The sequence below is a fragment of the Streptomyces sp. NPDC003042 genome (assembly GCF_053591315.1).
Genome location: NZ_JBSFTP010000026.1, coordinates 42,631 through 66,120 on the forward strand (window position 1 = coordinate 42,631; position 23,490 = coordinate 66,120).

Sequence of the window (23,490 nt, forward strand, 5' to 3'; positions counted from 1 at the left end):
CCAGGGGGTATCCCCAGACGGAGTCGTGGGGGGGATCGAGGCGCGGGGTCCGGGGCGGAGCCCCAGGAGACGGCGCCGCAGCGTCAGGCCTGGAGGTCGGCCAGTTGGGCCGTGAACCACTGGGCCGGGGGGAGGGCCGTCGAGGCCGCCGCCAGGCGCTTGGTGCGCTCTGCCCGCTCCCCCTCCGGCATGGCCAGCGCCGCGTGCAGGGCCTCGGCCGTCGCCGTGACGTCGTACGGGTTCACCGTCAGCGCGTCCCCGCCGAGCTCCTCGTGCGCCCCGGCCCCGGTGGACAGCACCAGCGCGCAGCCCGCCTCCGACACCACCGGGATCTCCTTCGCGACGAGGTTCATCCCGTCCCGCACCGGGTTCACCAGCGCCACGTCCGCCAGCCGGTACGCGGCCAGCGAGCGCGCGAAGTCGTCCTCCACGGACACCAGCACCGGCTGCCAGGACTCCGTCCCGAACTCGGCGTTGATCTCCTCCGCCAGCTCCCGCACCGACGCCGTGTAGGTCCGGTACACCCTCAGGTCCTGCCGGGACGGGTACGCCGAGGCCAGGTGGACGACCCGTTCCCGCCACTCGGGGTACGTGATCAGCAGTTCCCGGTACGCCAGCAGGCCGCGCAGGATGTTCTTCGACAGCTCGGTGCGGTCCACGCGGACGATCGCCTTGCGGTCCCCGACCTCCGCCCGCAGCGCCGCCACCTTGTCGTCGACCTCCGGCCGGTGGGCGAGCGCGCGCAGGTCGTCCGCGTCGACGCCGAGGGGGTAGTGGGTCGCGGCGGTGAACCGCTCCGCTTCGAGACCCTGGCCGTCCGCCCTGGCCCTGCTGTGCCAGACCCCGCGCTCCTCGTCCCCGTACGGCAGGAACGGCTTGGCGGTGCCGCTCGCGTCGTCCATGGCCGAGCCGCTGATGAAGTTGGAGGCCCACTCCGCCGTGTGGAAGCCCAGCCGGTCGGCCCCGAGCATCCCCCACAGCAGCTGCCGCTGGACGTCGTCGGGGAGCATGCGCAGGAATTCGGGCGACGCCCACGGCGTGTGCGTGAAGTGGGAGATCCGCAGGTCGGGCCGCAGTTCGCGCAGCGCGCCCGGCACCAGGGCCAGGTGGTAGTCCTGGACCAGCACGCACGCCCCCTCGCCCGCCTCTTCGGCCAGGGCCTGCGCGAAGGCCTGGTTGTAGGCGACGTACGAGTCCCAGCGCCGCCGGAAGCGCGCGTCGAAGACCGGCTCGCGCGGGATGTCGTAGAGGTGGTGGTGGGTGAACCAGAGCACCGAGTTGGCGATGCCGTTGTACGCGTCGTCGTAGACCGTGGGATCGATGTCCAGCATCCGGACACCCGGCTCGGCGACGCCCCGGCGGACCGCCTCGCGGTCGGCCTCGGACAGGGCCGCGCAGATCCACAGCGCCTCCGGCTGCTGCGCGAGGGCGGCGGAGAGGCCGGAGACGAGACCGCCCCCGCCGCGCCGGGTGCTGAGCGTTCCGTCAGTGGCGAGGGCGTACGAGAGTGGTCCGCGATTCGCGGCGACGAGTACCTGAGAAGCCATGCGGCCAACCTAGCCCGGCCCGCGCCCGCTCAAACGTGTGTCCGTCACGTGGCTCCGTCACGCCACCCGGCGGCCCGCGTACTCCGCCATCTCCCGCATCGGCGGCCGCTCCTCGGTGTCCACGGCGTACGTGCGCGGCACGAATCCGTCCGGTCCGCGCTCGAACTGCGTCAGCTCAGGCCGTACGAGGTGTCCGCGCGAGAGGCGCAGCTGGGCCGTCCGGTAGATAGCCGCGGCCATCCGCCCCAGCGCCTGGCCGTCCTGGTGCCGGTGCAGCCGGACCCCGACGTCGACCTGCGCCAGCGCGTCCAGCCCGACCGTGTGGAGCGCGTCCACCAGCAGCCCGAGCTCGACCCCGTAGCCGACGGGGAAGGGCAGCCGCTCGAGCAGGGAGCGCCGTACGGCGTACTCGCCCCCCAGCGGCTGCACGAAGCCGGCCAGCTGCGGCCAGTGCAGGTTCAGCAGCGGACGCGCCACCAGCTCGGTGACCCGGCCGCCCTGGGCCGGGGTGTCGCCGAAGGGGCGGTCGTACATCGCCTTGACGAACTGCACGTTCGGCTCCGTCAGCAGCGGGCCGACGATTCCGGAGACGAAGGCGGACGAGAAGTCCCGCAGGTCGGCGTCGATGAAGCAGACGACGTCCCCGCTGGTGGCCAGCAGCGAGCGCCACAGCACCTCGCCCTTGCCGGGCAGCGCGGGCAGCCGCGGAAGTATCGCGTCGCGGTGCACGACCCGGGCGCCCGCCTTGGCGGCGACTTCGGCCGTACGGTCGGTGGAGCCCGAGTCGACCACCACCAGCTCGTCCACCAGCGGCGTGCTCAAGCCCTCGATCAGGTCGCGCCGGACGACCTCCACGATCGCGCCGACCGTGGCCTCCTCGTCGAGCGCGGGCAGCACCACGCTGACCGTCGTGCCCGCCGCCCGTTTCCTTTCGAGCAGCTGGTCGAGCGGTCGGTCGGCGGCGGACCAGGAGCGGTCGGCCAGCCAGCGCTCCACCTCTTCCAGCACTCTCGGCACTCCCTGGTTTGGGTTGATATGTGATCCATCTCGCGGTTCGGACGGCTGTCTCAACCACCCGGGCCTTCGGTTACAGTCTTGAACAACGCGAAGGACCACCGCATGCCGGGGGTCCCGCGTACAAACGCCCGGGCGCGCCATAGAGCGCGTTGCCCGGTGCCATACCGCTCATCCAGAGGGGCAGAGGGACACGGCCCGTTGAAGCCCCGGCAACCCTCCAGTCGGTTCTCGCGATCGCACATCAGCGACGTCAGCGAGGTCCCCGGCTAGGGAAGGTGCCAATTCCGTCTCATGGCGAAGTGCGCCATGGGGAAGATGAGGAGAAAGGGCCTCGCCATCATGGCTGCACAGACTGTCGCCACTTCTGCCGGAACCTCTGTCGATCTCGGACCTGCCACCGGCCTTTCCTGCCGCGAGTGCGCCACCCGCTTCGAACTCGGTCCCATTTTCGCCTGCGCCGAGTGTTTCGGCCCGCTGGAAGTCGCCTACGACTTCCCGCTCGGCGACCCCGAAGCGCTGCGCGCCGCGATCGAGGCCGGCCCGGACAACATCTGGCGTTACGCGCCGCTGCTGCCCGTCCCCGCCGACGTCGCCTCGAAGCCCAGCCTGAACCCCGGCTTCACCAAGCTCGTGGACGCGCAGAACCTGGCCAAGGAACTCGGCGTCACCGGCAAGCTCTACGTCAAGGACGACTCCGGCAACCCGACGCACTCCTTCAAGGACCGCGTCGTGGCCATCGCCGTCGAGGCCGCCCGCGCCTTCGGCTTCACCACCCTGTCCTGCTCCTCCACCGGCAACCTGGCCGGCGCCGTCGGCGCCGCGGCCGCCCGCGCCGGCTTCCGCTCCTGCGTGTTCATCCCGCACGACCTGGAGCAGGGCAAGGTCGTCATGGCCGGTGTCTACGGTGGCGACCTGGTCGGCATCGAGGGCAACTACGACGACGTCAACCGCTTCTGCTCCGAGCTCATCGGCGACCCGCTGGGCGAGGGCTGGGGCTTCGTCAACGTCAACCTGCGGCCGTACTACGGCGAGGGCTCCAAGACCCTGGCGTACGAGATCTGCGAGCAGCTCGGCTGGCAGCTGCCCGACCAGATCGTCATCCCGATCGCGTCAGGCTCCCAGCTGACGAAGATCGACAAGGGTCTGCAGGAGCTCATCAAGCTCGGCCTGGTCGAGGACAAGCCGTACAAGATCTTCGGCGCCCAGGCCGAGGGCTGCTCCCCGGTGTCGACCGCCTTCAAGGCCGGTCACGACGTGGTCCGCCCGCAGAAGCCGGACACCATCGCCAAGTCGCTGGCCATCGGCAACCCGGCGGACGGCCCGTACGTCCTGGACATCGCCCGCCGCACCGGCGGCTACGTCGAGGACGTGAACGACACTCAGGTCGTCGAGGCCATCAAGATCCTGGCGCAGGCCGAGGGTATCTTCGCCGAGACCGCGGGCGGCGTGACCGTCGGCGTGACGAAGAAGCTCATCGAGAACGGTCAGCTCGACCCGACGCTGACCACCGTGATCCTGAACACCGGCGACGGCCTGAAGACCCTGGAGGCGGTGGCCTCGGACAGCGGCCAGACCGCCACCATCCGCCCGAGCCTGGACGCGTTCCGCGCCGCCGGCCTGGTCTGACCCTCCTCTCCTCCCCCGCATCCGGAAAGGCAGTAGCGCCATGAGCGTCAACGTCCGCATCCCCACCATCCTGCGCACCTACACCGGCGGCAAGGCCGAGGTCTCCGCCGACGGCGCCACCCTGGCCGAGGTCATCGAGTCCCTGGAGAAGAGCCACCCGGGGATCGCCGCGCGCGTCCTCGACGACCAGGGCAAGCTGCGCCGCTTCGTCAACGTCTACGTCAACGACGACGACGTGCGCTTCGAGAGCGGGCTGCAGACGGAGACGCCCAACGGCGCAGGCGTCTCGATCATCCCGGCCGTCGCAGGCGGCTGCTGATCATCGGTCGGTCGCACGACAGAATCTGAATTGCCCCCTCCGCTAATAAGCGGAGGGGGCAATTCTGCTTGATTGGGCGCGGTAGGGTTGGGGAAGTCCCCTCCGCTGTTCTTGCCCGCCGCATATGAGCGGGCCGCCGGAGGGTTGACATTGAGTCAACATGCACGCGCGCTTTGGGCCTTTGGCGCGGATTGTCGGGCCCGAGTTGCCCTGGAATATGACAAATTTTCACTCTATTTCAATGTTTTCGCGTGTCCGGAATTCTCGTCGGAATGACCTGTTGCAGACAGCACCGGTGCGGATACATTCAGCCGCGGTCGAGGCGTTCCGGCGCGAGTTTCTGACCCGGGTCCGCGAAGTGCGGTCCTGCGCAGGGGCCAGTAATAGGGGAGTTAGGCATGGCTCAGGGCACCGTCAAGTGGTTCAACGCGGAGAAGGGCTACGGCTTCATCGCGGTCGACGGTGGCGCGGATGTGTTCGTCCACTACAGCGCCATCCAGATGGACGGGTACCGCACCCTTGAAGAGGGTCAGCGGGTCGAGTTCGAGATCTCGCAGGGCCAGAAGGGCCCGCAGGCGGACATGGTCAAGCTCGCGGCCGGCTGAGTCCAAGCGCGATCGACCACCGACGCTTACACACACGAGGGGCCCACATCCTGGACACGGGATGCGGGCCCCTCGTGCGTGCCCGACCGCCCCGCGACCCGTCTCGCGTCTGCCATCCGACCGCATGTTCACGCCGGGATCGGCCCAAGCCGCTTGCACTCGTGGGGGTCGAGTGCTAATCATTGGCGTTAGCACTCTCCGGGTGAGAGTGCTACTAAGACTGAGGACCGGGTCGGTGAGGCCCGCAGGATCCGACGGGAAGGAACCGCCGGATCCGCAGGCCGTCCGTCGCGGGCGCGGGCGCGGTCCGGAGCAATCCACCGCTGTCCGGGAGGACCACTTCAGATGGCCAAGATCATTGCGTTCAACGAGGAGGCCCGGCGCGGTCTCGAGCGTGGGATGAACCAGCTCGCCGACGCCGTCAAGGTCACCCTTGGCCCCAAGGGTCGCAACGTCGTCCTTGAGAAGAAGTGGGGCGCCCCCACGATCACCAACGATGGTGTCTCCATCGCCAAGGAGATCGAGCTCGAGGACCCGTACGAGAAGATCGGCGCCGAGCTGGTCAAGGAAGTCGCCAAGAAGACGGACGACGTCGCCGGCGACGGTACGACCACCGCGACCGTGCTGGCCCAGGCGCTCGTCCGCGAGGGCCTGCGCAACGTAGCCGCCGGCGCCAACCCGATGGCCCTCAAGCGTGGTATCGAGAAGGCCGTCGAGGCCGTCTCCGCCGCCCTGCTCGCCCAGGCCAAGGATGTCGAGACCAAGGAGCAGATCGCTTCCACGGCCTCCATCTCCGCCGCCGACACCCAGATCGGCGAGCTCATCGCCGAGGCCATGGACAAGGTCGGCAAGGAAGGCGTCATCACCGTCGAGGAGTCCCAGACCTTCGGTCTGGAGCTGGAACTCACCGAGGGTATGCGCTTCGACAAGGGCTACATCTCGGCGTACTTCGCCACCGACATGGAGCGCATGGAGTCGTCCCTCGACGACCCGTACATCCTGATCGTCAACTCCAAGATCGGCTCGGTCAAGGACCTGCTGCCGCTCCTGGAGAAGGTCATGCAGTCCGGCAAGCCGCTGCTGATCATCGCCGAGGACGTCGAGGGCGAGGCCCTGTCGACCCTGGTCGTCAACAAGATCCGCGGCACCTTCAAGTCCGTCGCCGTCAAGGCTCCGGGCTTCGGCGACCGCCGCAAGGCCATGCTCGGTGACATCGCCATCCTCACGGGCGGCACCGTCATCTCCGAGGAGGTCGGCCTCAAGCTGGAGAACGCCGGTCTCGACCTGCTCGGCCGCGCCCGCAAGGTCGTCATCACCAAGGACGAGACCACCATCGTCGACGGCTCCGGCGACAGCGACCAGGTCCAGGGTCGCGTCAACCAGATCCGCGCCGAGATCGAGAACTCCGACTCGGACTACGACCGCGAGAAGCTCCAGGAGCGCCTCGCGAAGCTGGCCGGCGGCGTGGCCGTCATCAAGGCCGGCGCCGCGACCGAGGTGGAGCTCAAGGAGCGCAAGCACCGCATCGAGGACGCCGTTCGCAACGCGAAGGCGGCCGTCGAGGAGGGCATCGTCGCCGGTGGCGGCGTGGCCCTGCTCCAGGCCTCCTCGGTCTTCGAGAAGCTCGACCTGTCGGGTGACGAGGCGACCGGCGCGAACGCCGTCAAGCTCGCCCTGGAGGCTCCGCTCAAGCAGATCGCCGTCAACGGTGGTCTCGAGGGTGGCGTCGTCGTCGAGAAGGTGCGCAACCTTCCGATCGGCCACGGCCTGAACGCCGCGACCGGCGAGTACGTCGACATGATCGCCGAGGGCATCATCGACCCGGCGAAGGTCACGCGCTCTGCCCTGCAGAACGCCGCGTCCATCGCCGCGCTGTTCCTGACGACCGAGGCCGTCATCGCCGACAAGCCCGAGAAGGCCGGCGCCGGCGCGCCGGGCGGGATGCCGGGCGGTGACATGGACTTCTGATCGACCTCGGCTTCGGCCACCGGTTGATCGGCTGTTCTCGAACGAGGGCGGCATCCCCTGCGGGGGGTGCCGCCCTCGGGCGTTTCAGAACGAGGTGTCGAGCGTGAAGTCGAACGGCGCGGGGATGGGCAGGGCCTCTCCGAGGGCCACGGTTTTGCGCGAGTGGTATCCGTGGGGCGAGGGATCGGAGAAGACCGTGATCTCCGAGTCCTGCGTGTCGACGACCGGTAGACGGGGACCACTCGGCCGTACACGTCCAGCTTCTCGTTCCAGTCCGCGTCCTTGGTCGACACGGAGGTGAACTCGGCGACCAGAGACAGGGCCGCCCCGTCTGCGTGACGGCCTTCCTCATCGAAGGCCGATTCGTCCGCGACGAAGAGGTCGGGCCCGTAGCCGCGCTCCGCTGCCGGGAACCGGAAGAGGACGGGTGCGATCTCCGCGATGTGCCCCTCGGGGGCGTGGGCCTGGAGCTGCGCGCAGTGCACGCATGCGACGTACGTAGCGCAGCTCGGACCACGGTGACACGACGATCTCCCCCGGATGAGCTCGGCCTTGAAGCCGTCTGGCGTGTCCATCTCTGCGACAGTGCGCAGGAGGCTTTCGAATGTGGGCGGCGACAGGTCTTCTACCGATGTGGTCCGCTCGGCCATGATCGTCACCGTCGTCCTCAGGATGGCGTGCTGTGCGGTGAATGCGTGCCTCACCCCAGGCTAGTGGCGCGCTGACCACCGTGCCCGGTCCTCGGGACGGGCCGCCGCCGGTCGGGCGGTTCTGGTTGACTCGGGGCATGAGCAGAAGCGGCGCACGTTTCGTCAAGATCTGCGGCCTGCGGACACCCCACGACGTCGAGGTGGCCGTCGAGGCCGGGGCCGACGCCGTCGGGTTCGTCTTCGCGCCCGGCAGCCCCCGTACGGTCGACGCCGCCACGGCGCGCGCGATTGCCGCGCTGGTGCCGGACGCGGTCCTGACCGTCGGGGTGTTCCGGGGGCAGTCCGTCGAGGAGGTCCGGCGGCTCACCGAGGACAGCGGCGTGCGCGGTGTGCAGCTCCACGGGGACGAGGGTCCCGAGTACTACGAGGCCCTGCGCGCCGCCGGCCGCACGCTGCTGCGGGCCACCGCCGAACGGGTGCGGCGCTGCGGCGAGTACGGCGAGGACCTGCTGCTCCTCGACGCCCCCGACCCCGGCTCCGGCAAGCCGTGGAACTGGGGCTCGGCGGACTTCACCGCCCCCGAGGGCCACTGGCTCCTGGCGGGCGGCCTGAACCCGGCCAACGTCCGGGAGGCGCTCGTGGCCACGGGCGCGTGGGGCGTGGACGTCTCCAGCGGCGTCGAACGCGAACGCGGCGTGAAGTCCCCGGAGCTCATCCGCGCCTTCATCGCGGCGGCGCGCGGCTAGGCGGCGGGCAGCCGCTCGACGAACGTGACCTCTTCGTGGTCCTCGCTCAGGGCAATGTTCAACGAGGCGTCCAGCGCGTGTGCGAGACGGCGCAACAGGGGGAGCGTGGGTACGGCATCGGCACCTTCCACCCGGGAGATCTTCGCCTGGGTGAGCCCGGCCCGCTCCGCCAGCTCGGCCTGGGACAGCCCGAGGGCCTTGCGGCGGTCGTAGACGGCCTTGGCGAAGGCCATGGCCAGCCGGATCTCCGCCCGCTCGGCCTCCACCTCGGCTGACTCGACGTACTCCCCTGTGGCCTTCTTCTCCCGGGCCAGCTTCCAGCGGGTGTGGTTCATGATGCTTCCCCTTCCTCGCTGCGGCCGTACGTCGTGTGGGCAGGGCCGTGCTCCCTCTCGCACACGATACGGGCCGCCACTGCGCGGCTCACTGAACCTGACTCATGCATGCGCGTCTTGCGGAAAACGGTGAGCAGCACGATTCTGCGTCCCGGTGCGAACCAGTACGTGATCCGCGTAGGGACCGCGTCGAGAGTCGGCCGCAGTTCGTACACCCCGTCTCTGAGGGGGCGAGCGAAGGGCATGGGCGTCAGAGTGCCGTGGATGGCCAGCAGCTCCGCGTACTCCTCGACCTTGCGGTGCTGCTTGCCGGGCAACAATTCCAGCCAGGCTCGCACTTCAGGCTCCAGCTCGATTACATACAGGCGGTCCATGCGGCGCAGCGTATTATGTCGTCGACGACATAATACGCTGCGCCAGGTGGTTTCAGCCCAACGGTTGGCGGACCTGAAGGGATCCGGTGCCGGGGCTTGGTCCGGACGTCCCGCCACGGCGCCGGATGAACCGGTCTGGCCGCCTGCGGACGCGGCCGTTAGGGTGCGGCCGGGGGGGGGATCATGGACAACACGACACTGCTGTCCGAGCGGCTCTTCGGACTTTCCCGGCTCGTCGTCACCGCCGCACTGGGCGCCGTGACGCTGCTGTACTTCGCGCTCCTGTTCAAAATGGCGCTCGCCGACGTGCCGCAGAGGAAATGCGGTGGCGAGAGCTGCCCGCGTGGCTTCGGGTGGCTGGCGCTCTTCACCGCTCTGCTCGGGGCGGCCACCGTACTGCTGTGGAAGGGCATCAAGCACAACCAGGCCCTGCGCCGCTCCTGCCTGGCGCGGGCACTCGCGGTCGTCGTCGCACTGGCCGCGCTGTGGCCGGGCTGGCTCGGATACGAGTGGATGCGCGGCCCGCAGATGGACGTCTTCGGGTGGCAGGCCCCGGACCGGCCGTCGTCCGTGAAGCCGGTCGGCGTCTGGAAGCCGGAGGGGTCGTCCGCACTGCTGGTCCGGGCGCGCACGGACGCCCTCATCGCCTTCAACGGCGAGGGACGCACGGGCTGGCGGCTGCCCGCACCCGACGACCGTACGACGTTCTGTGCGCTGAGCCGGACCACCTCGAAGGACCTCGGCGTCGTCGCGTACGGGCCGGACGCGACGAGGTGCGGGCAGGAGGTCGCCGGGGTGGACATCCGGGACGGCCGGATGCTGTGGAGGAAGGACGTGCCGCAGGCGCACGGGGCACCCGTGGTGGCCGTGGGCACGACAGCCGTCGTGGTGGAGAAGGGCGCGGTCGTCGGCCTCGACCTGCGCGCGGGCACGGAGCGCTGGCGCGTCGCGATACCGGAGGGCTGCCGGGTCGAGGCGGTCGACGGCGCGGGGGAGCGGGTGCTGTACGTGGAGGAGTGCACCGCCGGTACGGCGGAGACCACCCGGCTCACGGCCCTCGACGCGGGTACGGGCACGCGCGCATGGCAGAGCACGCTCCCGGTGACGAGCGGGCTGAGCGAGCGGCGGGTGGTGTCCGCCCAGCCGATCGCCATCCACGTGAAGGAGGGCGGCGGGAGCGGCACGGACGCGGTCCTGCTCTTCGACGACACGGGCCGGCAGCGGGGCGCCGTACCGGAAACGGGACCGGAGGAGCGCCTGCTGTCCGAACCGCCCCCGCTGGTGAGCGGTGACCTGCTGATCACCCCGGTGCGGGGGAACGACAAGCGGCGGGGTGTGTCCGCGTACTCCCTGACCGACGGCCACCGCGTCTGGCACGCCGACCTCGGGAAGAACCGGGTCCGCGCGCTGACGCCGGGGCGTGCGGGCGAGGTCGACGTGGTGACGTCGAGCCATTGGTGGAACTACCTCTCCCACCTGGAGCTGGACAACGGCAAGCTCCGGGAGGAGTCCACGGTGCTGCGCGACCTGCCACTGGGCGAGCGCTTCGAGTTCTACAAGGGCCCGCCCGGCGACTACGTCTTCGTGAACCTCGACCGGAGCACCGAACTCCCGCCGATCTTCGACATCGACCCGGTCATAGGCTGGTGACGAAGGCCGCCCAGGCGGGACCGTCGAAGGTCAGGTGCGGGCCGTCCGGAACCTTGGAGTCCCGGACGGGGACGATGCCGGGGTGGCCGTCGGCGACCTCGACGCAGTTGCCGCCGCTGCCGTCGCTATGGGTGGACTTCCGCCAGGTGGCCATCTCCAGGCAGTTGCCGCCGTCGCCGCCGCTGTAGGTGGATTTGTGCCAAGTGGCCCTCGACAGGTCGTACTCAGGCGTGCTGGTCATGTTCGTAATCCTCCGCCACCGACTCGATCAGGGCCAGGGAGTCGCGCGGTGACAGCGCGCTGGCCGTGAGCAGATCGTAAGTCAGGGTGTGACGTGCAACCGTGGCTGGATCGTCGAACAGCTGGCCCATCCCGATGCCGTCGACGTAGGCAAGTGGGGGAGCGTCCTCGAAGGACATCAGCTTGAGGGAGCCGTCCAGGCCAGCGTGGAAGCCTGCGCTGAACGGGAGTACCTGCGCGATGATTCGGTGTGACCTCATCAGCGTCGCGATGTGCCGCAGGGCCTCCGCCAGTACCGCCTTGTTGTCGCCCGCCCGGCGCAACACGGCCTCATCGAGGACGCACCACAACAGCGGGGTTGTTGGATCATTGAGCAGGGCGGCCCGGGCCAGCCGGTTCGCAACCAGCTCGTTGATGGTCTCCTCCGTCGCGGTCGGCTGGTAGGCGCGGAACACCTCCCGGGCGTACGCCTCCGTCTGCAACAGCCCCGGGATGATCTGCGGCGCGTACTCGCGGATGGCCTTCGCCAGAGCCTCGGCCTCGGCCGCTGCCGCGAAGTGGTCCGGGTACTTGGACTTGGCCGCCGCCCCGCAGTTGCGGACGAAGAAGCCGTTCGTGTCGAGGATGTCGTCTATCTGCCGGGCGAATTCGAGGTGCATGCGGCGCGTGCCCGCTTCGAGCTGCCCGATGAACGAGCCGCTGACGAAGAGCGGTTCGCCGAGTTCGGCCTGGCTGAGGCCCGCGCGCTCGCGTGCCACGCGGAGTTCGGCGCCGAGTAGGGCGCGGGGTGAGGAGGACGGGTCGAGGTTCTTACCTGCCATGGCAACTCCCAGGGCAACACGTGCCGTTGTTGCGGGTGTCCGTATTGAAAGGCTAGCGAGCCCGTTGCCACTCTGTGTGCTGAAACTGGATACGCAGAGTAGAAAGGTGACATGTCATGGTGCTCACTTCGCGGGAACGGATGCAGGCGGCCGAGGAGGCCGTCCAGCAGCTGAAGGAATCCCTGGCGGGGGTGGGAGTGCTGTTCCCCTCTCTCGGTGTGGACGGGGTCTCGGCGGCCGGGACGTACGGGCTGCCCCTTGTCGACCTCGGTCGCTGCAACCTGGACACCGCGCTTCGCCTCGCCGCCGTACTGCACGAGCGGGCGCACCCGTGACCGAGGCGGCCTGGGGGTTCGAACTCGGCTGGAGGCTCCACGCGTTGGAGGCTGCGCTGGTCGGAGGGTGGAGGCGTAAGGGCATGGGGCTTTCGGTGCGCGCGCAGCGTGACGCGGGCGGCGGGGCGTGGACGGCGACCGGCGACGACGGCGAGCGGCGCGAGACCCGTACGGCCGATACGGCGGACGAGGCGACGGCGCTGGTGCACGAGGCGTTCGGGGTGAAGGCCTGGCGGCCGCAGCCGCCTCCGCCGCCGGGGTGGCAGCGGTTCACGTTGATCCACTGCCCGGTGGGCGAGTACCCGCCGTTCGACGACCCCCGCTACGACCGGCTCAAGGCCCGGCCGCCGCAGGGGTGCGCGGTCGAGGACGTCGGCGGGTACTTCGCGCTGCGCTGCGAGCGGCCCGGTGAGCGGTTGCTGGACGCGGTCGCGGAGACCTGCCGGGAGATCCGAGCCGGCCACGGGCTGCTGATGACCGATCTCGGCATCGAGAAGCTGTGGGAGTGGTCGGCGGACGGCCCGGACGGCTGGGGCGCCGAGATCGTGGGGCAGTTGCTGCTGATGGCGGCCGAACGGGGCCCGAAGCTCGGCTACAGCGTGGACGACCTGGTCCGCTTCGTCCGGACCGCCGCCGGAGCGTGATTCAGCTCCGGGGGCCGTACGGTGGCATATAGATCGGCCCCGGATCTGTATGCCTGGAGGGCGCAATGCCACGCACCATGGTGGACCTCGACGATGCACTCCTCGCCGAGGCGGCGGAAATACTGGGGACGACGACCAAGCGGGCAACGATCAATGGAGCGCTGGCGGAGTTCGTGGCTGCGGCCCGGCGGCGGCGCTTCGTGGAATTGATGGACGAGGGTGCCTTCGACGACCTGCGCGACCCGGAAGTGATGCGGGGGGGCGTGGCGATGAAGTACTTGGTCGACAGGAGGGCGTGGGCTCGCATGCATGTGCCGACCGTTCGGGACAAGCTGATACCGCTCTTGGAGCGAGGTCTGCTGGCTACGTGTGCTGTCGTCGACCTGGAGATCCTTTATAGCGCGAGGAATGTGGAAGACCACGCGCGAGGCCGTTCCGTACGACGAGGGTCGCGTGCAGCCGTTTGATTGGTCTGGCTTTCCTGGGTGTTGCGCGGGTTCTGGTCGTGTTGCGTGACCTTGTCGGGTGGGGCTCGTTCCGTATGTGGGTCCGATGATCGGACAGTAGATCGCGGGTGGGCTGGCTGGCCGGGCTGGTGGAGACGATGGCCGCCGGGGTGGTTCGCGGGCACTGGAGCCGGAGCGAACTGACCCAGCTGGCTTCCGGCGTTGGCCCCTCGGGTGAGCGGTTGCCGTCGAACGCCTGGATGGCGTTGCGGACCCTGGGCTGGACCGCGACCGTTCCGGAGGGGCTGTATGTGCCTGACCGGGTCCGCCGGGTTGCCGAGGAGCAGGCCGGGCGGGTGCTGCGCTCGGCCGAATGGCGAGTCCGACTGGTGGATGCGGTCCTGGCCGGCCGGCCTTGACCCGATGAGACGCGGTGAGGAGGAGTGGGCGGCGCTGCGCGCCGCCTGCCCGCAGGGGGCTGCGGTGCCCGCCTCCGTCTTTCGTTCCCGTACCTGTCAGGTGCTGCGTTTCCTCACTGCTTACCGGCGCCTGCCTGTTGATCTGTGTGAGCTGGAGGCGGCACCGGGCGGGGGTCAGCAGGTGGTGCTGGCCGCCGCCGACAAGCAACTCGTCACCCTGGCCCGCTGTGAGGACGACCCCGCCCGCTACGCGGTGCTGAGCGTGCGGCTGCCGGTACGCCCCGACCCTCGTACCCGCAGCGACTGGCATCCGGTACGGATCCGTTTCCGGCTGCCACCCACCATCGACGCCACACTACGGGCTCAACACCCTCCTCACCGGCGGCACCCTCACCCGAACCGGCGGACCTCAGCCCACCGTCCTTACCGACGGGCAGCCCATCTTCCTCCGCGTCAACGGGGTACTGGCCAAGGCCGACCGGCTCCGCATCCACGCCGAACACCTCTGGACCAAAGCCACACACCTGGAGCGCCTCCTGGACGGCCAACGCGCTCTCGGCCGGCGTCCCGATCCGGCGACGGCCGCGAAACTTGCCGTGCTGCGGAGCGAGCACGCCCGGGTCAGCAGACGCCGCGAAAAGCTGAACGCACAGATCGCCAAGACGGCCGCACGGTTCATGGTGGATCACGCCCGGGCCGCGCGGGCGTCGGTGGTCTATCTGGAGGATCTGCGGGACATGGAGGCACGCGGCAAGGGCCGCACCCTCAACACCCGCCTCTCCGGCTCGGTGCGCGGACAGATCGTGGCCGACGTACGCCATCAGGCCGCCCGCCACGGGATCGCCGTGGTCATCGTCCCGGCCCGCGGCACCTCCAAGTACTGCCCCCGCTGCCTGACCGCCCTCCGCCACCACACCGCCCCCGATACCACCCGACCGGGCTGGAAATGGGCCACCTGCCCCAACAAGCAGTGTGGATACAGCGCCGACCGGGACGTCGCCGCCTGGCAGCGCATCGGCGCCCGCGGCCTGCAACACCAGCACCTGACCGTCCTGGACCGGACCACCGGCACCTACCTGATCCGCCGCACCCTCCAGGAACTGGACCAACCCGTCCAGCACACCAAGCCCAAGCCCACCCACGCGGCCCCGTCCGCGCCCGGTCCGCAGCATGACCGCGCGGACCGGACGAAGTCGGGCCCGACGAGAAACCGCCCTGTGCCCAGGCAGCGACGCAGGGTCCCCGCCCCACCCGGAACACCAGCATCGACTGGCCCGGGTGGAAAGCGTCCGGCGAGGCGGCCGCCCCAGCCACCCACCCACCGCACCCGGCGGCGAGACGGGCGGCAGGCACCGCACACGATGAGCACCCCCACACGGCACCAACCGCGCGGGGCCAGACTCGGCGCAGGCTTCCACCTGCACAGCCACGCCACCGCGATCAAACAGCGGCCACGGCGAGACCCGAGACTCTTTTCCCAAGGGGCCGAACACCCAGCCCCACCCAGGAAAACCTAAGCTCATCCGAGACGCTTCGAATGGCTTCCCCTGACCGATGAGATCGGGGAGCGGGCCGTCGAAGTGCAGGGGCTGCTCGCGCGGAGCGGTGATCACCGGCGGGCCTCACCGGCAGACCTGCTCATCGCCGCGACGGCTGAGCGTCACGGGGCTGTGGTCCTCCACTACGACGCTGACTACGACGGTATCGCGAAGGCACTGGGCAGTCGGTGGAGTGGGTCGTGGAGCAGGGGTCGGTGCCGTAGGCAGGACGGCTGGCGGGGAGCCGCATGCGCGCAGCTTCCCCGCCCACCGGGTGTTCAGGCCAGGGCCGGTTCGCGCGAAGGCTCGGTGGCGGGGGCCGTCGTCGGGTCGTCCGGGCCGGTGTTGAGGTCCGTCAGCATCTGGGGGGTGAAGCCGAAGAAGTACGTGGCGGCGAAGCCGACGAGGTAGCCGACCACCAGGCCGCCCCCGTAGACGGCGATCGTCAGGCCCATGCCCGACGTGCCGTCCAGGAGCGGGAAGAGGGCCCAGCCCGAGGGGCCGATGGCGGTGGAGCCGAAGGTCATGCCGAGTTGGTTGAAGAGGCCCACGAAGGCCCCGCCCGCCGCGCCGCCGACGCAGGCGGTGACGAACGGGCGGCCCAGGGGCAGGGAGACGCCGTAGATCAGCGGTTCGCCGACGCCCAGGAAGCCGGCCGGGAGCGCGGACTTGATGGTGGTGCGCAGCGAACCGTTGTGGGGGAGGCGGTAGTAGACGGCGATGGCCGCGCCGACCTGGCCCGCGCCCGCCATCGCGAGGATGGGCAGCAGGACGGTGTAGCCGCTCTGCTCGATGAGGGTGGTGTGCAGCGGGATCAGGGCCTGGTGCAGGCCCAGCATGACCAGGGGCAGGAAGAGCCCGCCGAGGACGAGTCCGGCGAAGGCGCCGCCGGTGGCGAGGAGCCAGTCGGCGAAGGCGCCGATGGCGGTGGAGGCCTCGCCGGCGAGGAACATCAGGCCGTAGAGGGTGACCAGGCCGGAGACGAGCACGGTGAGGGTGGGCGTGACCAGGACGTCCAGGGCCTCGGGGATCCGCTTTCGGCACCACTTCTCTACCTGGACGGCGAGCAGGGCGGCGGCGAGCGCGCCGAGGACGCCGCCCTGGCCGGGCCTCAGCTCCACGCCGAAGGCGGTGATCTTCGCGACGCCCGGGAAGACGATGACGGCGGCGACCGCGCCGCCCAGGATGGCCGTACCGCCGAACTCCTTGGCGGTGTTGTAGCCGACGAACACCGCGATCAGTGACATGAAACCGGAGGCCGTCGCGGTGAGCGCCGGGACGACGCCGGGCAGCCAGCCCAGGTTGGTGAGCATGCCGCCGAGGCCGGCGATGATGCCGCAGCCGATCAGGGCCGGGATCAGCGGGACGAAGATGTTGGCGATGCGGCGCAGGAACAGTTTGAAGGGGGTGGAGTTCTTCGCCTTCCGCGCTGCCTTCAGCGCCGCGCCCCGCTCGGCCAGTTCGTCGGCGGTGAGCGCGTGCTGCGGTGCGGCGGCGGCCGAGCGGCCCTCCTCGACCAGCGCCTCGAACACGGGCGTCACGCGGGCGACGGTGCCCGGGCCGAGGACGATCTGGTACGTGTCGTCGTCCACGACGCCCAGTACGGCCGGTACGGCCTTGAGTGCCTCGTCCTGCACGAGCGAGCGGTCGCGCAGCGCGATGCGCAGGCGCGTCATGCAGTGCGCGACCGAGGTGACGTTGTCCGGGCCGCCGACCAGAGGCAGGATCGCGGCGGCGGTGGCGCGGTTCTTGTCAGCGGGCAGGTCAGTGGACATGGTGGATCGCCTTCTTCGGCAGGGGTGCGGAGGTCGGGTCGTCAGCGGGCCTGTGTGAGGGCCTGGGCGAGGGCCGCGCGGAGGTGGCCGTGGGCGGCGGCGAGCAGTTCGGCCGCGGTCGGGCCGTCGACGCCGCCGAGGATGACGAGGACGGCGTTCTTGACCTCGCCGCCGGTGGCGGTGAGCGCGGCCTCGATCTCGGCGTCGGGCGCGCCGGTGGCCAGGGCCACGATGCGGCGGGAGCGGGCGCGCAGCTTCTCGTTGGAGGCGCGTACGTCGACCATGAGGTTCCCGTAGGTCTTGCCGAGCCGGATCATCGTGACGGTCGAGATGAGGTTGAGTACGAGCTTCTGCGCGGTGCCGGCCTTCAGGCGGGTGGAGCCGGCGAGGAGTTCGGGGCCGACGACGACCTCGATGCCGTGTTCGGCGGCGGCGGCGAGGGCGGAACCGGCGTTGCAGGACAGGCCGACGGTGAGCGCGCCGCGCGTACGGGCGAACTCGACGGCGCCGATCGCGTACGGGGTGCGGCCGGAGGCGGAGATCCCGACGACGGTGTCGTCGGAGGTCAGGGCGAGGGCGGTGAGGTCCGCGGCGGCCAGCTCCCGGGAGTCCTCGGCGCCCTCGACGGACCTGACCAGGGCGCCCGGCCCGCCCGCGATCAGGCCGACGACCTGCGCGGGGTCGGTGTTGAAGGTGGGCGGGCATTCGCTCGCGTCGAGCACGCCGAGGCGCCCGGCGGTGCCCGCGCCCGCGTATACGAGGCGCCCGCCCCGGGCCATGCGCGCGGCGATGGCATCGACGGCGGCGGCGATCCGCGGCAGCTGCCCGGCGACGGCGGCCGGGACGGTGGCGTCCTCGGCGTTCATGACGCGGGCGATCTCCAGGGTGGAGAGCCGGTCGATCCCGGCCAGTTCGGGGCGGAAGGCCTCGGTGGTCAGGGTGTCGAGCTGGGCGCGGAGGGCGGCGTACGCGGTCATGGGCGCGGTCATGGGCGGGAACTCCTGGCGGGGGCGGACGTGTGGTGCCGGGGGGCGAGGGCCTCGTACGAGGCGGCGAGGGCGGGCGCGGCCGTCTCGTACGTCTGCTGGGCGACGCCGACGAACAGACAGTCCACGACGAGCAGTTGACTGGTCCGGCTGGACATCGCGGCCGGGCGCAGCTGGGTCTCGCGGGGGGCGGAGGTAGCCAGTACGAGGTCGGCGTAGTGGGCGACGGGGGCGTTCGGGCCGCGGCCGGTGATGGCGATGGTCGTCGCGCCGTGTTCGAAGGCGTGGCGCAGCGGCTCGATGGCATCGCCCGTGCCGCCGGAGTGGGTGATGGCGACGGCCACGTCCCCGGGGCGGAGCAGGACGGCGTTGGTGACGGCGAGGTGGGGGTCGCTGTGGGCGTGGGCGATCAGGCCGATGCGCAGCAGCTTCTGGGCGAGGTCCTGGCCGACGAGGGCGGAGGCGCCGACGCCGTAGATGTCGATGCGGCGGGCGGTGGCGAGCGCGTCGACGGCGGCGGCGAGCTGGGCGAGGTCGAGCCCGGCGGCGGTGTCGGCGAGGGTCTGCGCCTCCTCGTGGGCCAGTTTGGCGACGACGTCGGCGAGGGGGTCGTCGACGGCTATGTCGACGGTGACGGCGGGGGCGGCGCCGGACTCCTGCTGGGCGGCGAGCGCGGCGAGGGCGAGGCGCAGGTCGCGGTAGCCGGGGTAGCCGAGGAGGCGGGCGGTGCGTACGACGGTGGCCTCGCTGGTGCCGGTGTGCGCGGCGAGGGCGGAGACGGTGAGCTTGGCGCAGCGGGCGGGGTCCGCGGCGACGGCTTCGGCGACGGCCTGCATGGAGCGGGTCATGGAGGGGGCCAGGCTGCGTACGCGGGCCCGGAGGGCGGCGGGGGCGGGGGTGGCCGGGGCGGTCCTGCCCGCCGTGCTGAAAGTTTCTTTCGCGTCATCGCTCACGCATGAAATCTATTTTCAGCGTGGGGGTGCGTCAAGACGCCACAAGGGTCGGCGTGGGCGGTCCGGGCGGTCCGGTTTGTAGCGATTCGGTTAACGGCGGTCACCACTGCCGGGAACGGTTCACAATGACCTCATGGACGAAACGATCCCCCTTGAGCAGGCGCTGCACGTTGCCCGTGCCCTTGTTCTCGCCGATCTCGCCGCCGGCGAGGTCGCCGATGCCGATGTCGTCTCCCTCGTCGAGGACTCGGTCACACACCGCCGGTGGTGGGTGGAGCAGTGGCCCGAGGGAGTCGGCTACCTGTCGGGGCTCGTCGCCCAGGACGTGCAGGACGCGCTGCTGGCGAAGTACGGGCGCTGGCCGCTGTGCCCGGTGTGCGTGCACGGGGACCCGCACGCGCTGGACGTCGAGCCGGAGCTGGGGCCCGATCCGCACTGGGTGTGCTCCGAGGCGGGCGTGCGCGTGGCGGCGGTGGGCGGCCTCGGTCCGGTCCTCCAGCCGGGCCGGTGAGTCACCTGTGACGGTGTACATCGACCCGCCGGTCTGGCCGGGGCACGGCCGCATGTGGTCGCACCTGGTCAGCGACGTCTCGTTCGAGGAACTGCACGCCTTCGCGGCGGCCATCGGCTGCCCGCCCCGCGCCTTCGAGCGGGACCACTACGACGTGCCGTCGCACCGGTACGCGGACGCGGTCACCGCGGGCGCGGTGGAGATCGGCAGCAAGGAACTCGTCCGCCGCCTGACCGGATCCGGCCTCCGCCGCCCGAAGGGCCGCCCGGCGTAGCTCAGGAGTGCTCCGGCTGCGGCTGCGGGTTCAGCTGTGCCGGGGCTCCGGGGCGGGACCCGCCAACAGGAGAGTCAGGGCGGCGAGGGCGCCCACCAGCCAGGCGAGCAGCAGGGCCGTGAGGCTCCCCGACCAGAGGGCGAGGCAGAAGGCGGCGAGCATCGCCGTCAGGACGGCGGCGGCCACGCGGCCGATCCGGCCGCCTTCGGCCCAGGCGCGCCGGGCCATGCCCGACGGCCGCCAGAACCTCCAGGCCGTGAGCGCGGTGATCACGGCGAACACGATCAGGAACGGCGCCGGCAGGGGCGGGAGGGAAGCGTCCCACGCCAGGCCTCTGTCGGACAGCCGGATCAGGCCCCTGACCAGCACGACGGGCCCGACGACGGCGAACAGGAAGCCGAGGGCGCGCATCCCGCGGACGCCCACGGACCACCCGCCGACGGGGCTGCGCCGCCACATCGCCGAGGCCACGGAGGCTTCGGACATCCGCAGGAACCGTTCGGCCGCTCCCCTGACGTTCAGCGCGGTGATCCACCCGAAACCGGTGACCACCAGCCCCCACACCACCTCGAACAGTGCTCCGGCGTTGCTTCCCATGACCGTCTCCCCCCGTTGTCCCCGTTGTTCCCGCTGCCGTACGGCGTCACGGTAGGCCGCGGCCGGCCCCACGCGGAATGCCGGGATCCAGCAGTTTCGAGGGGCCGCACGCTGCGGACCGAGGGACGTTGTCGGTCGACGAGCTGTGGTGGTTCCTCCGAGGGGGAGACCGGCCTGAACGGCGAGCCCCGCACACCGGCCCAGGCCCGGGGCGTACGTAGGGCGTCGTCAGACCCTCTCGACCGCGGCCGCCGGGTCCGGAGCCGGCGTCGAGGAGGTCACGATGCGGGTCGGGGCGGGCGTACGGCGGTCCAGGCGCAGCGCGACGACGGTGAGGGCGATCGCGGCCAGCGTCATGGCGGCGCCCGCCCAGGCGGTGGCGGCGAAGCCGTAACCGGCGTCGATGACGGTGCCGCCGAGCCATGGGCCGCCGGTGTTGCCGAGGTTGAAGGCGGCGGTGGTGGTGGCCCCGGCGAGGGTGGGGGCGGCGCCGGCGACGTTGAACATGCGGGCGTTCAGCGCGGGGGCGGTGAAGAAGGCCGACACGCCGATCAGGAAGGACAGGCCGATCACGGCCACCTGGACGGAGGCCAGCAGGGCCAGCGCGGTCAGGAAGACGGTCGAGGCGGTGATGCCCCAGATCAGCACCCCGAAGAGGTGCGCGTCGGCGACCCGCCCGCCGACGGTGGTGCCGACCAGCGCGCCGATGCCGAAGAGGCCGAGGATCCACGGGACCCAGTGGGAGTCCAGCCCGGCCACGTCCGTGAGCAGCGGCGACAGGTAGCTGAAGGCGCAGAAGACGCCGCCCGCGGCCAGCGCGGTGGCGCCGATGGACAGCCACACCTGGCGGTCGCGGTAGATGCGCAGCTCGCGGCCGAGGCGGGGTTTCTCGGCGGGCAGCGGGATCTTCGGGATCAGCGCCAGGATGCCGGCGAGGGCGACGGCGGAGGCCAGGGCGACCGACCAGAAGGCGGAGCGCCAGCCGAGGTGCTCGCCGAGGAAGGCGCCGGCCGGGACGCCGAGGACGTTGGCGATGGAGAGGCCGCCGATCATGACGGCCATCGCGCGGGCGCGCTGGTCCTTGTCGACCATCGCGATGGCGACGGCCGCGCCGACGGCCCAGAAGCCGGCGCAGGCGAGGGCGGAGAGCACGCGGGAGGCGAAGAGGAGCCCGTAGGTGGGGGCCAGCGCGCCCGCGACCTGGCCGAGGCCGAAGAGGGTGATGAGGGTGATGAGGGTGGTGCGGCGGGGGAGGCGCAGGGTGGCGACGGCCAGCAGCGGAGCTCCGACGACCATGCCGATCGCGAAGGCCGATATGAGCAGGCCGGCCTGCGGGATGGTGACGTCCATGTCCTGCGCGATGGGCGGCAGGAGCCCGGAGAGCATGAATTCGCTGGTGCCGAGCGCGAAGACGGACAGACCGAGGATGTAGACGGCGACGGGCATGCGGGCGCGGGGGGACGCTGGGGAAGCTGCGGGCATGACATGTACAAACTGCCACGAGCAGGGTCACATTCCCGTGTGACGGGTCGTATGTCAGGTTGCGCGGGTCAGGGCGGCCAGTTCCGCGGCCAGGTTGTGGCGCGCCGGTGCCTCCCAGTGCGTGGCGCCGTACGGGGTACGGAAGAGGCGGGGCAGGCCGAGCAGCTGACGCAGGACCGCGGCGCGGCCGGTGCGGAAGGCGTCGTCCGGGACGAAGGCGTACTCGGCGCGGACGGCGGCGGCGTACGCGGCGTAGGCGTCCGGGGCGCCGGCGAGGACGGCGAGGTCGGCGTCGCAGAGGGCCTCCCCGTTGGTGTCGCCCGGGGCGGGGTCGTGGGTGACGGTGAGCCGGACCAGGCGCGCGACCTCGGCGGTGCGGGCCTCGTCGACGCCGAGCTCGGGCAGGGCGCGCTCGGCGAGGGCGGCGCTGCGTTCCTCGTTCTCGGAGCGGTCGGGGCGGTAGACGGCGTCGTGGAACCAGGCGGCGAGCTCGACGGCGACGGGGTCGGCGGCGTGCTCGGCCAGTACGTCGATCCGTGCCAGTACGTCGGCCAGGTGCGCGGTGGTGTGGTACCGGCGCTGCGGTTCCGCCCAGGCGGTGAGGAGGCGGTCGGCGTAGGGGGTCGGGTCGGTCGCGGCGGTGGCGGCCCCGGCGGCGATGACGGTGGCCTGCCAGCGGGCGCGCAGGAGGGTGGTGTCGCTGGGCGCGGGGTCTGAGGTCATGGGCACATTGTGGGGGTGGCGTGATTGTGCTGGTGGAGGAAGGGCGCGGGCCCGTACCCTGACATTGGACTAGACCTATTTCCAGCGAGCAGTTTTCCGAAGGATGGGATCACATGAGCAACCGTGCTCTCCTGGAGGTGATCGCCCTCGACGTGGAGGACGCGACCGCCGCCCAGGCCGGTGGGGCGGACCGACTCGAACTGGTCACCGACATGGCCGCCGACGGGCTCACCCCGTCGCGCGCGACCTTCGCGGCGATCAGGGCGGCGGTCGACATCCCGCTGCGCGTGATGCTCCGCCGGCCGGACGGGTTCGCGGCCGGCGACCTCGACGCCCTGCTGGCGGCGGCGCGGGAGCTGCGGGCCGAGGGCGCGGAGGAGTTCGTCCTCGGGTTCCTGAACCCGGACGGCAGCCCGGACCTCACGGCGGTCGAAGCGGTCGTGGCGGAACTCGACGGCTGCCGCTGGACCTTCCACCGGGCGATCGACCGGGCGGCGGACCGGCACCAGCTGCGGAAGGCGCTCGCTGAACTGCCGGGGCTGGACACCTACCTGACCGCCGGCGCGGCCGGGGGCGTGGACGAGGGGCTGCCGGTACTGCTCGCGGAGGCCGCGCGCGGGGGCGAGCCGGGGTACCGGGCGCGGACCCTGGTGGGCGGCGGGCTGAGACTGTCGCACCTGCCGGTGCTGCGGGGGGCGGGGATCGACGCGTTCCACATCGGCGGCGCGGCCCGTCCCTCCGGGTGGGGCGGACCGGTCTCGGCGACGGCGGTGGAGCAATGGCGGGCGGCGCTGGGGTAGCCGTTGCCCCGGCCGGACGGTGGTCTTGAGCCTCGCCGCCGGTGCCGGGGCCGGGCCGGCGGTGGGGGCCGCTGCGCGGAGCTTCTCCCCGCCCCGCCCTTCCCCCGTT

Annotated in this window: 26 protein-coding genes, 1 pseudogene and 1 riboswitch; of the genes and pseudogenes, 15 read left to right on the forward strand and 12 right to left on the reverse strand. The window is 71.1% G+C overall.

Features of this window, described 5'->3' with window-relative positions; genetic code table 11:
• Positions 1-83: 83 nt before the first annotated feature.
• Positions 84-1,547 carry an alpha,alpha-trehalose-phosphate synthase (UDP-forming) gene (locus ACWDYJ_RS15770; RefSeq protein WP_451566093.1) on the reverse strand — a complete coding sequence of 488 codons (1,464 nt, stop codon included), beginning with the start codon at positions 1,545-1,547 and terminating at the stop codon, positions 84-86.
• A 57-nt stretch (positions 1,548-1,604) separates the two neighbouring features.
• On the reverse strand, positions 1,605-2,555 hold the full coding sequence (locus tag ACWDYJ_RS15775) for a glucosyl-3-phosphoglycerate synthase (RefSeq protein ID WP_451566094.1): 951 nt from the start codon (positions 2,553-2,555) through the stop codon (positions 1,605-1,607).
• Positions 2,556-2,729: 174 nt separating this feature from the next.
• A riboswitch (SAM riboswitch) is annotated at positions 2,730-2,886 on the forward strand.
• Positions 2,887-2,903: 17 nt separating this feature from the next.
• On the opposite strand from ACWDYJ_RS15775, the gene thrC reads away from it, so the two are divergent.
• The 5 genes from thrC to ACWDYJ_RS15800 all read left to right on the forward strand — a co-directional run bounded on the left by thrC (position 2,904) and on the right by ACWDYJ_RS15800 (position 8,478).
• Positions 2,904-4,190, forward strand: a complete 1,287-nt coding sequence (gene thrC, locus ACWDYJ_RS15780; protein WP_451566095.1) for a threonine synthase — start codon at positions 2,904-2,906, stop codon at positions 4,188-4,190.
• Positions 4,191-4,230: 40 nt separating this feature from the next.
• On the forward strand, positions 4,231-4,509 hold the full coding sequence (locus ACWDYJ_RS15785; protein ID WP_451566096.1) for a ubiquitin-like small modifier protein 1: 279 nt from the start codon (positions 4,231-4,233) through the stop codon (positions 4,507-4,509).
• 398 nt (positions 4,510-4,907) lie between these two features.
• Positions 4,908-5,114, forward strand: coding sequence for a cold-shock protein (locus tag ACWDYJ_RS15790; protein WP_008743607.1), 207 nt, complete (start codon positions 4,908-4,910; stop codon positions 5,112-5,114).
• A 345-nt stretch (positions 5,115-5,459) separates the two neighbouring features.
• Positions 5,460-7,082, forward strand: coding sequence for a chaperonin GroEL (gene groL / locus ACWDYJ_RS15795; RefSeq protein WP_451566097.1), 1,623 nt, complete (start codon positions 5,460-5,462; stop codon positions 7,080-7,082).
• 787 nt (positions 7,083-7,869) lie between these two features.
• On the forward strand, positions 7,870-8,478 hold the full coding sequence (locus ACWDYJ_RS15800) for a phosphoribosylanthranilate isomerase (RefSeq protein ID WP_451566098.1): 609 nt from the start codon (positions 7,870-7,872) through the stop codon (positions 8,476-8,478).
• On the opposite strand, the gene ACWDYJ_RS15805 is transcribed toward ACWDYJ_RS15800, so the two are convergent.
• Together ACWDYJ_RS15805 and ACWDYJ_RS15810 are read right to left on the reverse strand one after the other, a co-directional pair.
• Positions 8,475-8,813: a helix-turn-helix domain-containing protein gene (locus tag ACWDYJ_RS15805; protein ID WP_451566099.1), complete on the reverse strand. Its 339-nt coding sequence runs from the start codon at positions 8,811-8,813 to the stop codon at positions 8,475-8,477. The two genes, ACWDYJ_RS15800 and ACWDYJ_RS15805, sit on opposite strands and share 4 nt — an antisense overlap.
• Positions 8,810-9,187, reverse strand: a complete 378-nt coding sequence (locus tag ACWDYJ_RS15810) for a type II toxin-antitoxin system RelE/ParE family toxin (RefSeq protein WP_451566100.1) — start codon at positions 9,185-9,187, stop codon at positions 8,810-8,812. The genes ACWDYJ_RS15805 and ACWDYJ_RS15810 overlap by 4 nt, the downstream gene beginning before the upstream one ends.
• A 183-nt stretch (positions 9,188-9,370) precedes the next feature.
• Between ACWDYJ_RS15810 and ACWDYJ_RS15815 the strand changes: the two genes are divergently transcribed.
• The gene (locus ACWDYJ_RS15815) at positions 9,371-10,837 is read left to right on the forward strand and encodes an outer membrane protein assembly factor BamB family protein (protein ID WP_451566101.1); all 1,467 of its coding nucleotides are present in this window, start codon (positions 9,371-9,373) and stop codon (positions 10,835-10,837) included.
• On the opposite strand, the gene ACWDYJ_RS15820 is transcribed toward ACWDYJ_RS15815, so the two are convergent.
• Positions 10,824-11,078: a DUF397 domain-containing protein gene (locus tag ACWDYJ_RS15820; RefSeq protein WP_451566102.1), complete on the reverse strand. Its 255-nt coding sequence runs from the start codon at positions 11,076-11,078 to the stop codon at positions 10,824-10,826. The genes ACWDYJ_RS15815 and ACWDYJ_RS15820 overlap by 14 nt on opposite strands.
• Positions 11,062-11,898, reverse strand: coding sequence for a helix-turn-helix domain-containing protein (locus tag ACWDYJ_RS15825; RefSeq protein ID WP_451566103.1), 837 nt, complete (start codon positions 11,896-11,898; stop codon positions 11,062-11,064). Before ACWDYJ_RS15825 ends, ACWDYJ_RS15820 begins: the two co-directional genes overlap by 17 nt.
• A gap of 116 nt (positions 11,899-12,014) precedes the next feature.
• On the opposite strand from ACWDYJ_RS15825, the gene ACWDYJ_RS15830 reads away from it, so the two are divergent.
• From ACWDYJ_RS15830 to ACWDYJ_RS15855, 6 genes and pseudogenes are all read left to right on the forward strand, one after another.
• Positions 12,015-12,233: a hypothetical protein gene (locus ACWDYJ_RS15830; RefSeq protein ID WP_451566104.1), complete on the forward strand. Its 219-nt coding sequence runs from the start codon at positions 12,015-12,017 to the stop codon at positions 12,231-12,233.
• A 95-nt stretch (positions 12,234-12,328) separates the two neighbouring features.
• Positions 12,329-12,877, forward strand: coding sequence for a hypothetical protein (locus ACWDYJ_RS15835; protein WP_451566105.1), 549 nt, complete (start codon positions 12,329-12,331; stop codon positions 12,875-12,877).
• Between the two features lie 65 nt (positions 12,878-12,942).
• Entirely contained in the window at positions 12,943-13,344 is a 402-nt protein-coding gene (locus ACWDYJ_RS15840; RefSeq protein WP_451566106.1) for a type II toxin-antitoxin system VapB family antitoxin, read from the forward strand.
• A 107-nt stretch (positions 13,345-13,451) separates the two neighbouring features.
• Positions 13,452-13,742 (forward strand): hypothetical protein, encoded by a 291-nt coding sequence (locus ACWDYJ_RS15845; protein ID WP_451566107.1) that lies wholly within the window; start codon positions 13,452-13,454, stop codon positions 13,740-13,742.
• Positions 13,743-14,338: 596 nt separating this feature from the next.
• Complete coding sequence (locus tag ACWDYJ_RS15850) at positions 14,339-15,259, forward strand: zinc ribbon domain-containing protein (RefSeq protein ID WP_451566108.1); 921 nt, start codon at positions 14,339-14,341, stop codon at positions 15,257-15,259.
• A gap of 63 nt (positions 15,260-15,322) precedes the next feature.
• Positions 15,323-15,394: pseudogene (locus tag ACWDYJ_RS15855) on the forward strand (hypothetical protein); the annotation flags it as partial.
• 164 nt (positions 15,395-15,558) lie between these two features.
• On the opposite strand, the gene ACWDYJ_RS15860 reads toward ACWDYJ_RS15855, so the two are convergent.
• Genes ACWDYJ_RS15860 through ACWDYJ_RS15870 form a run of 3 tightly spaced genes read right to left on the reverse strand, consistent with a single transcriptional unit; the run spans position 15,559 to position 18,994 of the window.
• On the reverse strand, positions 15,559-17,055 hold the full coding sequence (locus ACWDYJ_RS15860) for a PTS transporter subunit EIIC (protein ID WP_451566109.1): 1,497 nt from the start codon (positions 17,053-17,055) through the stop codon (positions 15,559-15,561).
• A gap of 41 nt (positions 17,056-17,096) precedes the next feature.
• Complete coding sequence (gene murQ, locus ACWDYJ_RS15865; protein WP_451566110.1) at positions 17,097-18,044, reverse strand: N-acetylmuramic acid 6-phosphate etherase; 948 nt, start codon at positions 18,042-18,044, stop codon at positions 17,097-17,099.
• Entirely contained in the window at positions 18,041-18,994 is a 954-nt protein-coding gene (locus ACWDYJ_RS15870; RefSeq protein ID WP_451566111.1) for a MurR/RpiR family transcriptional regulator, read from the reverse strand. Before ACWDYJ_RS15870 ends, murQ begins: the two co-directional genes overlap by 4 nt.
• Positions 18,995-19,127: 133 nt before the next feature.
• Between ACWDYJ_RS15870 and ACWDYJ_RS15875 the strand changes: the two genes are divergently transcribed.
• A complete protein-coding gene (locus tag ACWDYJ_RS15875) occupies positions 19,128-19,505 on the forward strand; it encodes a hypothetical protein (RefSeq protein WP_451566112.1) in 378 nt (125 codons plus the stop codon).
• Between the two features lie 7 nt (positions 19,506-19,512).
• Positions 19,513-19,779 (forward strand): DUF4031 domain-containing protein, encoded by a 267-nt coding sequence (locus ACWDYJ_RS15880; RefSeq protein WP_451566113.1) that lies wholly within the window; start codon positions 19,513-19,515, stop codon positions 19,777-19,779.
• Positions 19,780-19,809: 30 nt separating this feature from the next.
• Here ACWDYJ_RS15880 and ACWDYJ_RS15885 read toward each other — a convergent pair whose 3' ends face one another.
• The 3 genes from ACWDYJ_RS15885 to ACWDYJ_RS15895 all read right to left on the reverse strand — a co-directional run bounded on the left by ACWDYJ_RS15885 (position 19,810) and on the right by ACWDYJ_RS15895 (position 22,581).
• Positions 19,810-20,376: a hypothetical protein gene (locus ACWDYJ_RS15885; RefSeq protein WP_451566114.1), complete on the reverse strand. Its 567-nt coding sequence runs from the start codon at positions 20,374-20,376 to the stop codon at positions 19,810-19,812.
• Between the two features lie 228 nt (positions 20,377-20,604).
• A complete protein-coding gene (locus tag ACWDYJ_RS15890) occupies positions 20,605-21,822 on the reverse strand; it encodes a Cmx/CmrA family chloramphenicol efflux MFS transporter (RefSeq protein WP_451566115.1) in 1,218 nt (405 codons plus the stop codon).
• A 90-nt stretch (positions 21,823-21,912) separates the two neighbouring features.
• Positions 21,913-22,581, reverse strand: a complete 669-nt coding sequence (locus tag ACWDYJ_RS15895; RefSeq protein WP_451566116.1) for an HD domain-containing protein — start codon at positions 22,579-22,581, stop codon at positions 21,913-21,915.
• Between the two features lie 113 nt (positions 22,582-22,694).
• Between ACWDYJ_RS15895 and ACWDYJ_RS15900 the strand changes: the two genes are divergently transcribed.
• Complete coding sequence (locus tag ACWDYJ_RS15900) at positions 22,695-23,381, forward strand: copper homeostasis protein CutC (RefSeq protein ID WP_451566117.1); 687 nt, start codon at positions 22,695-22,697, stop codon at positions 23,379-23,381.
• Positions 23,382-23,490: the final 109 nt, after the last annotated feature.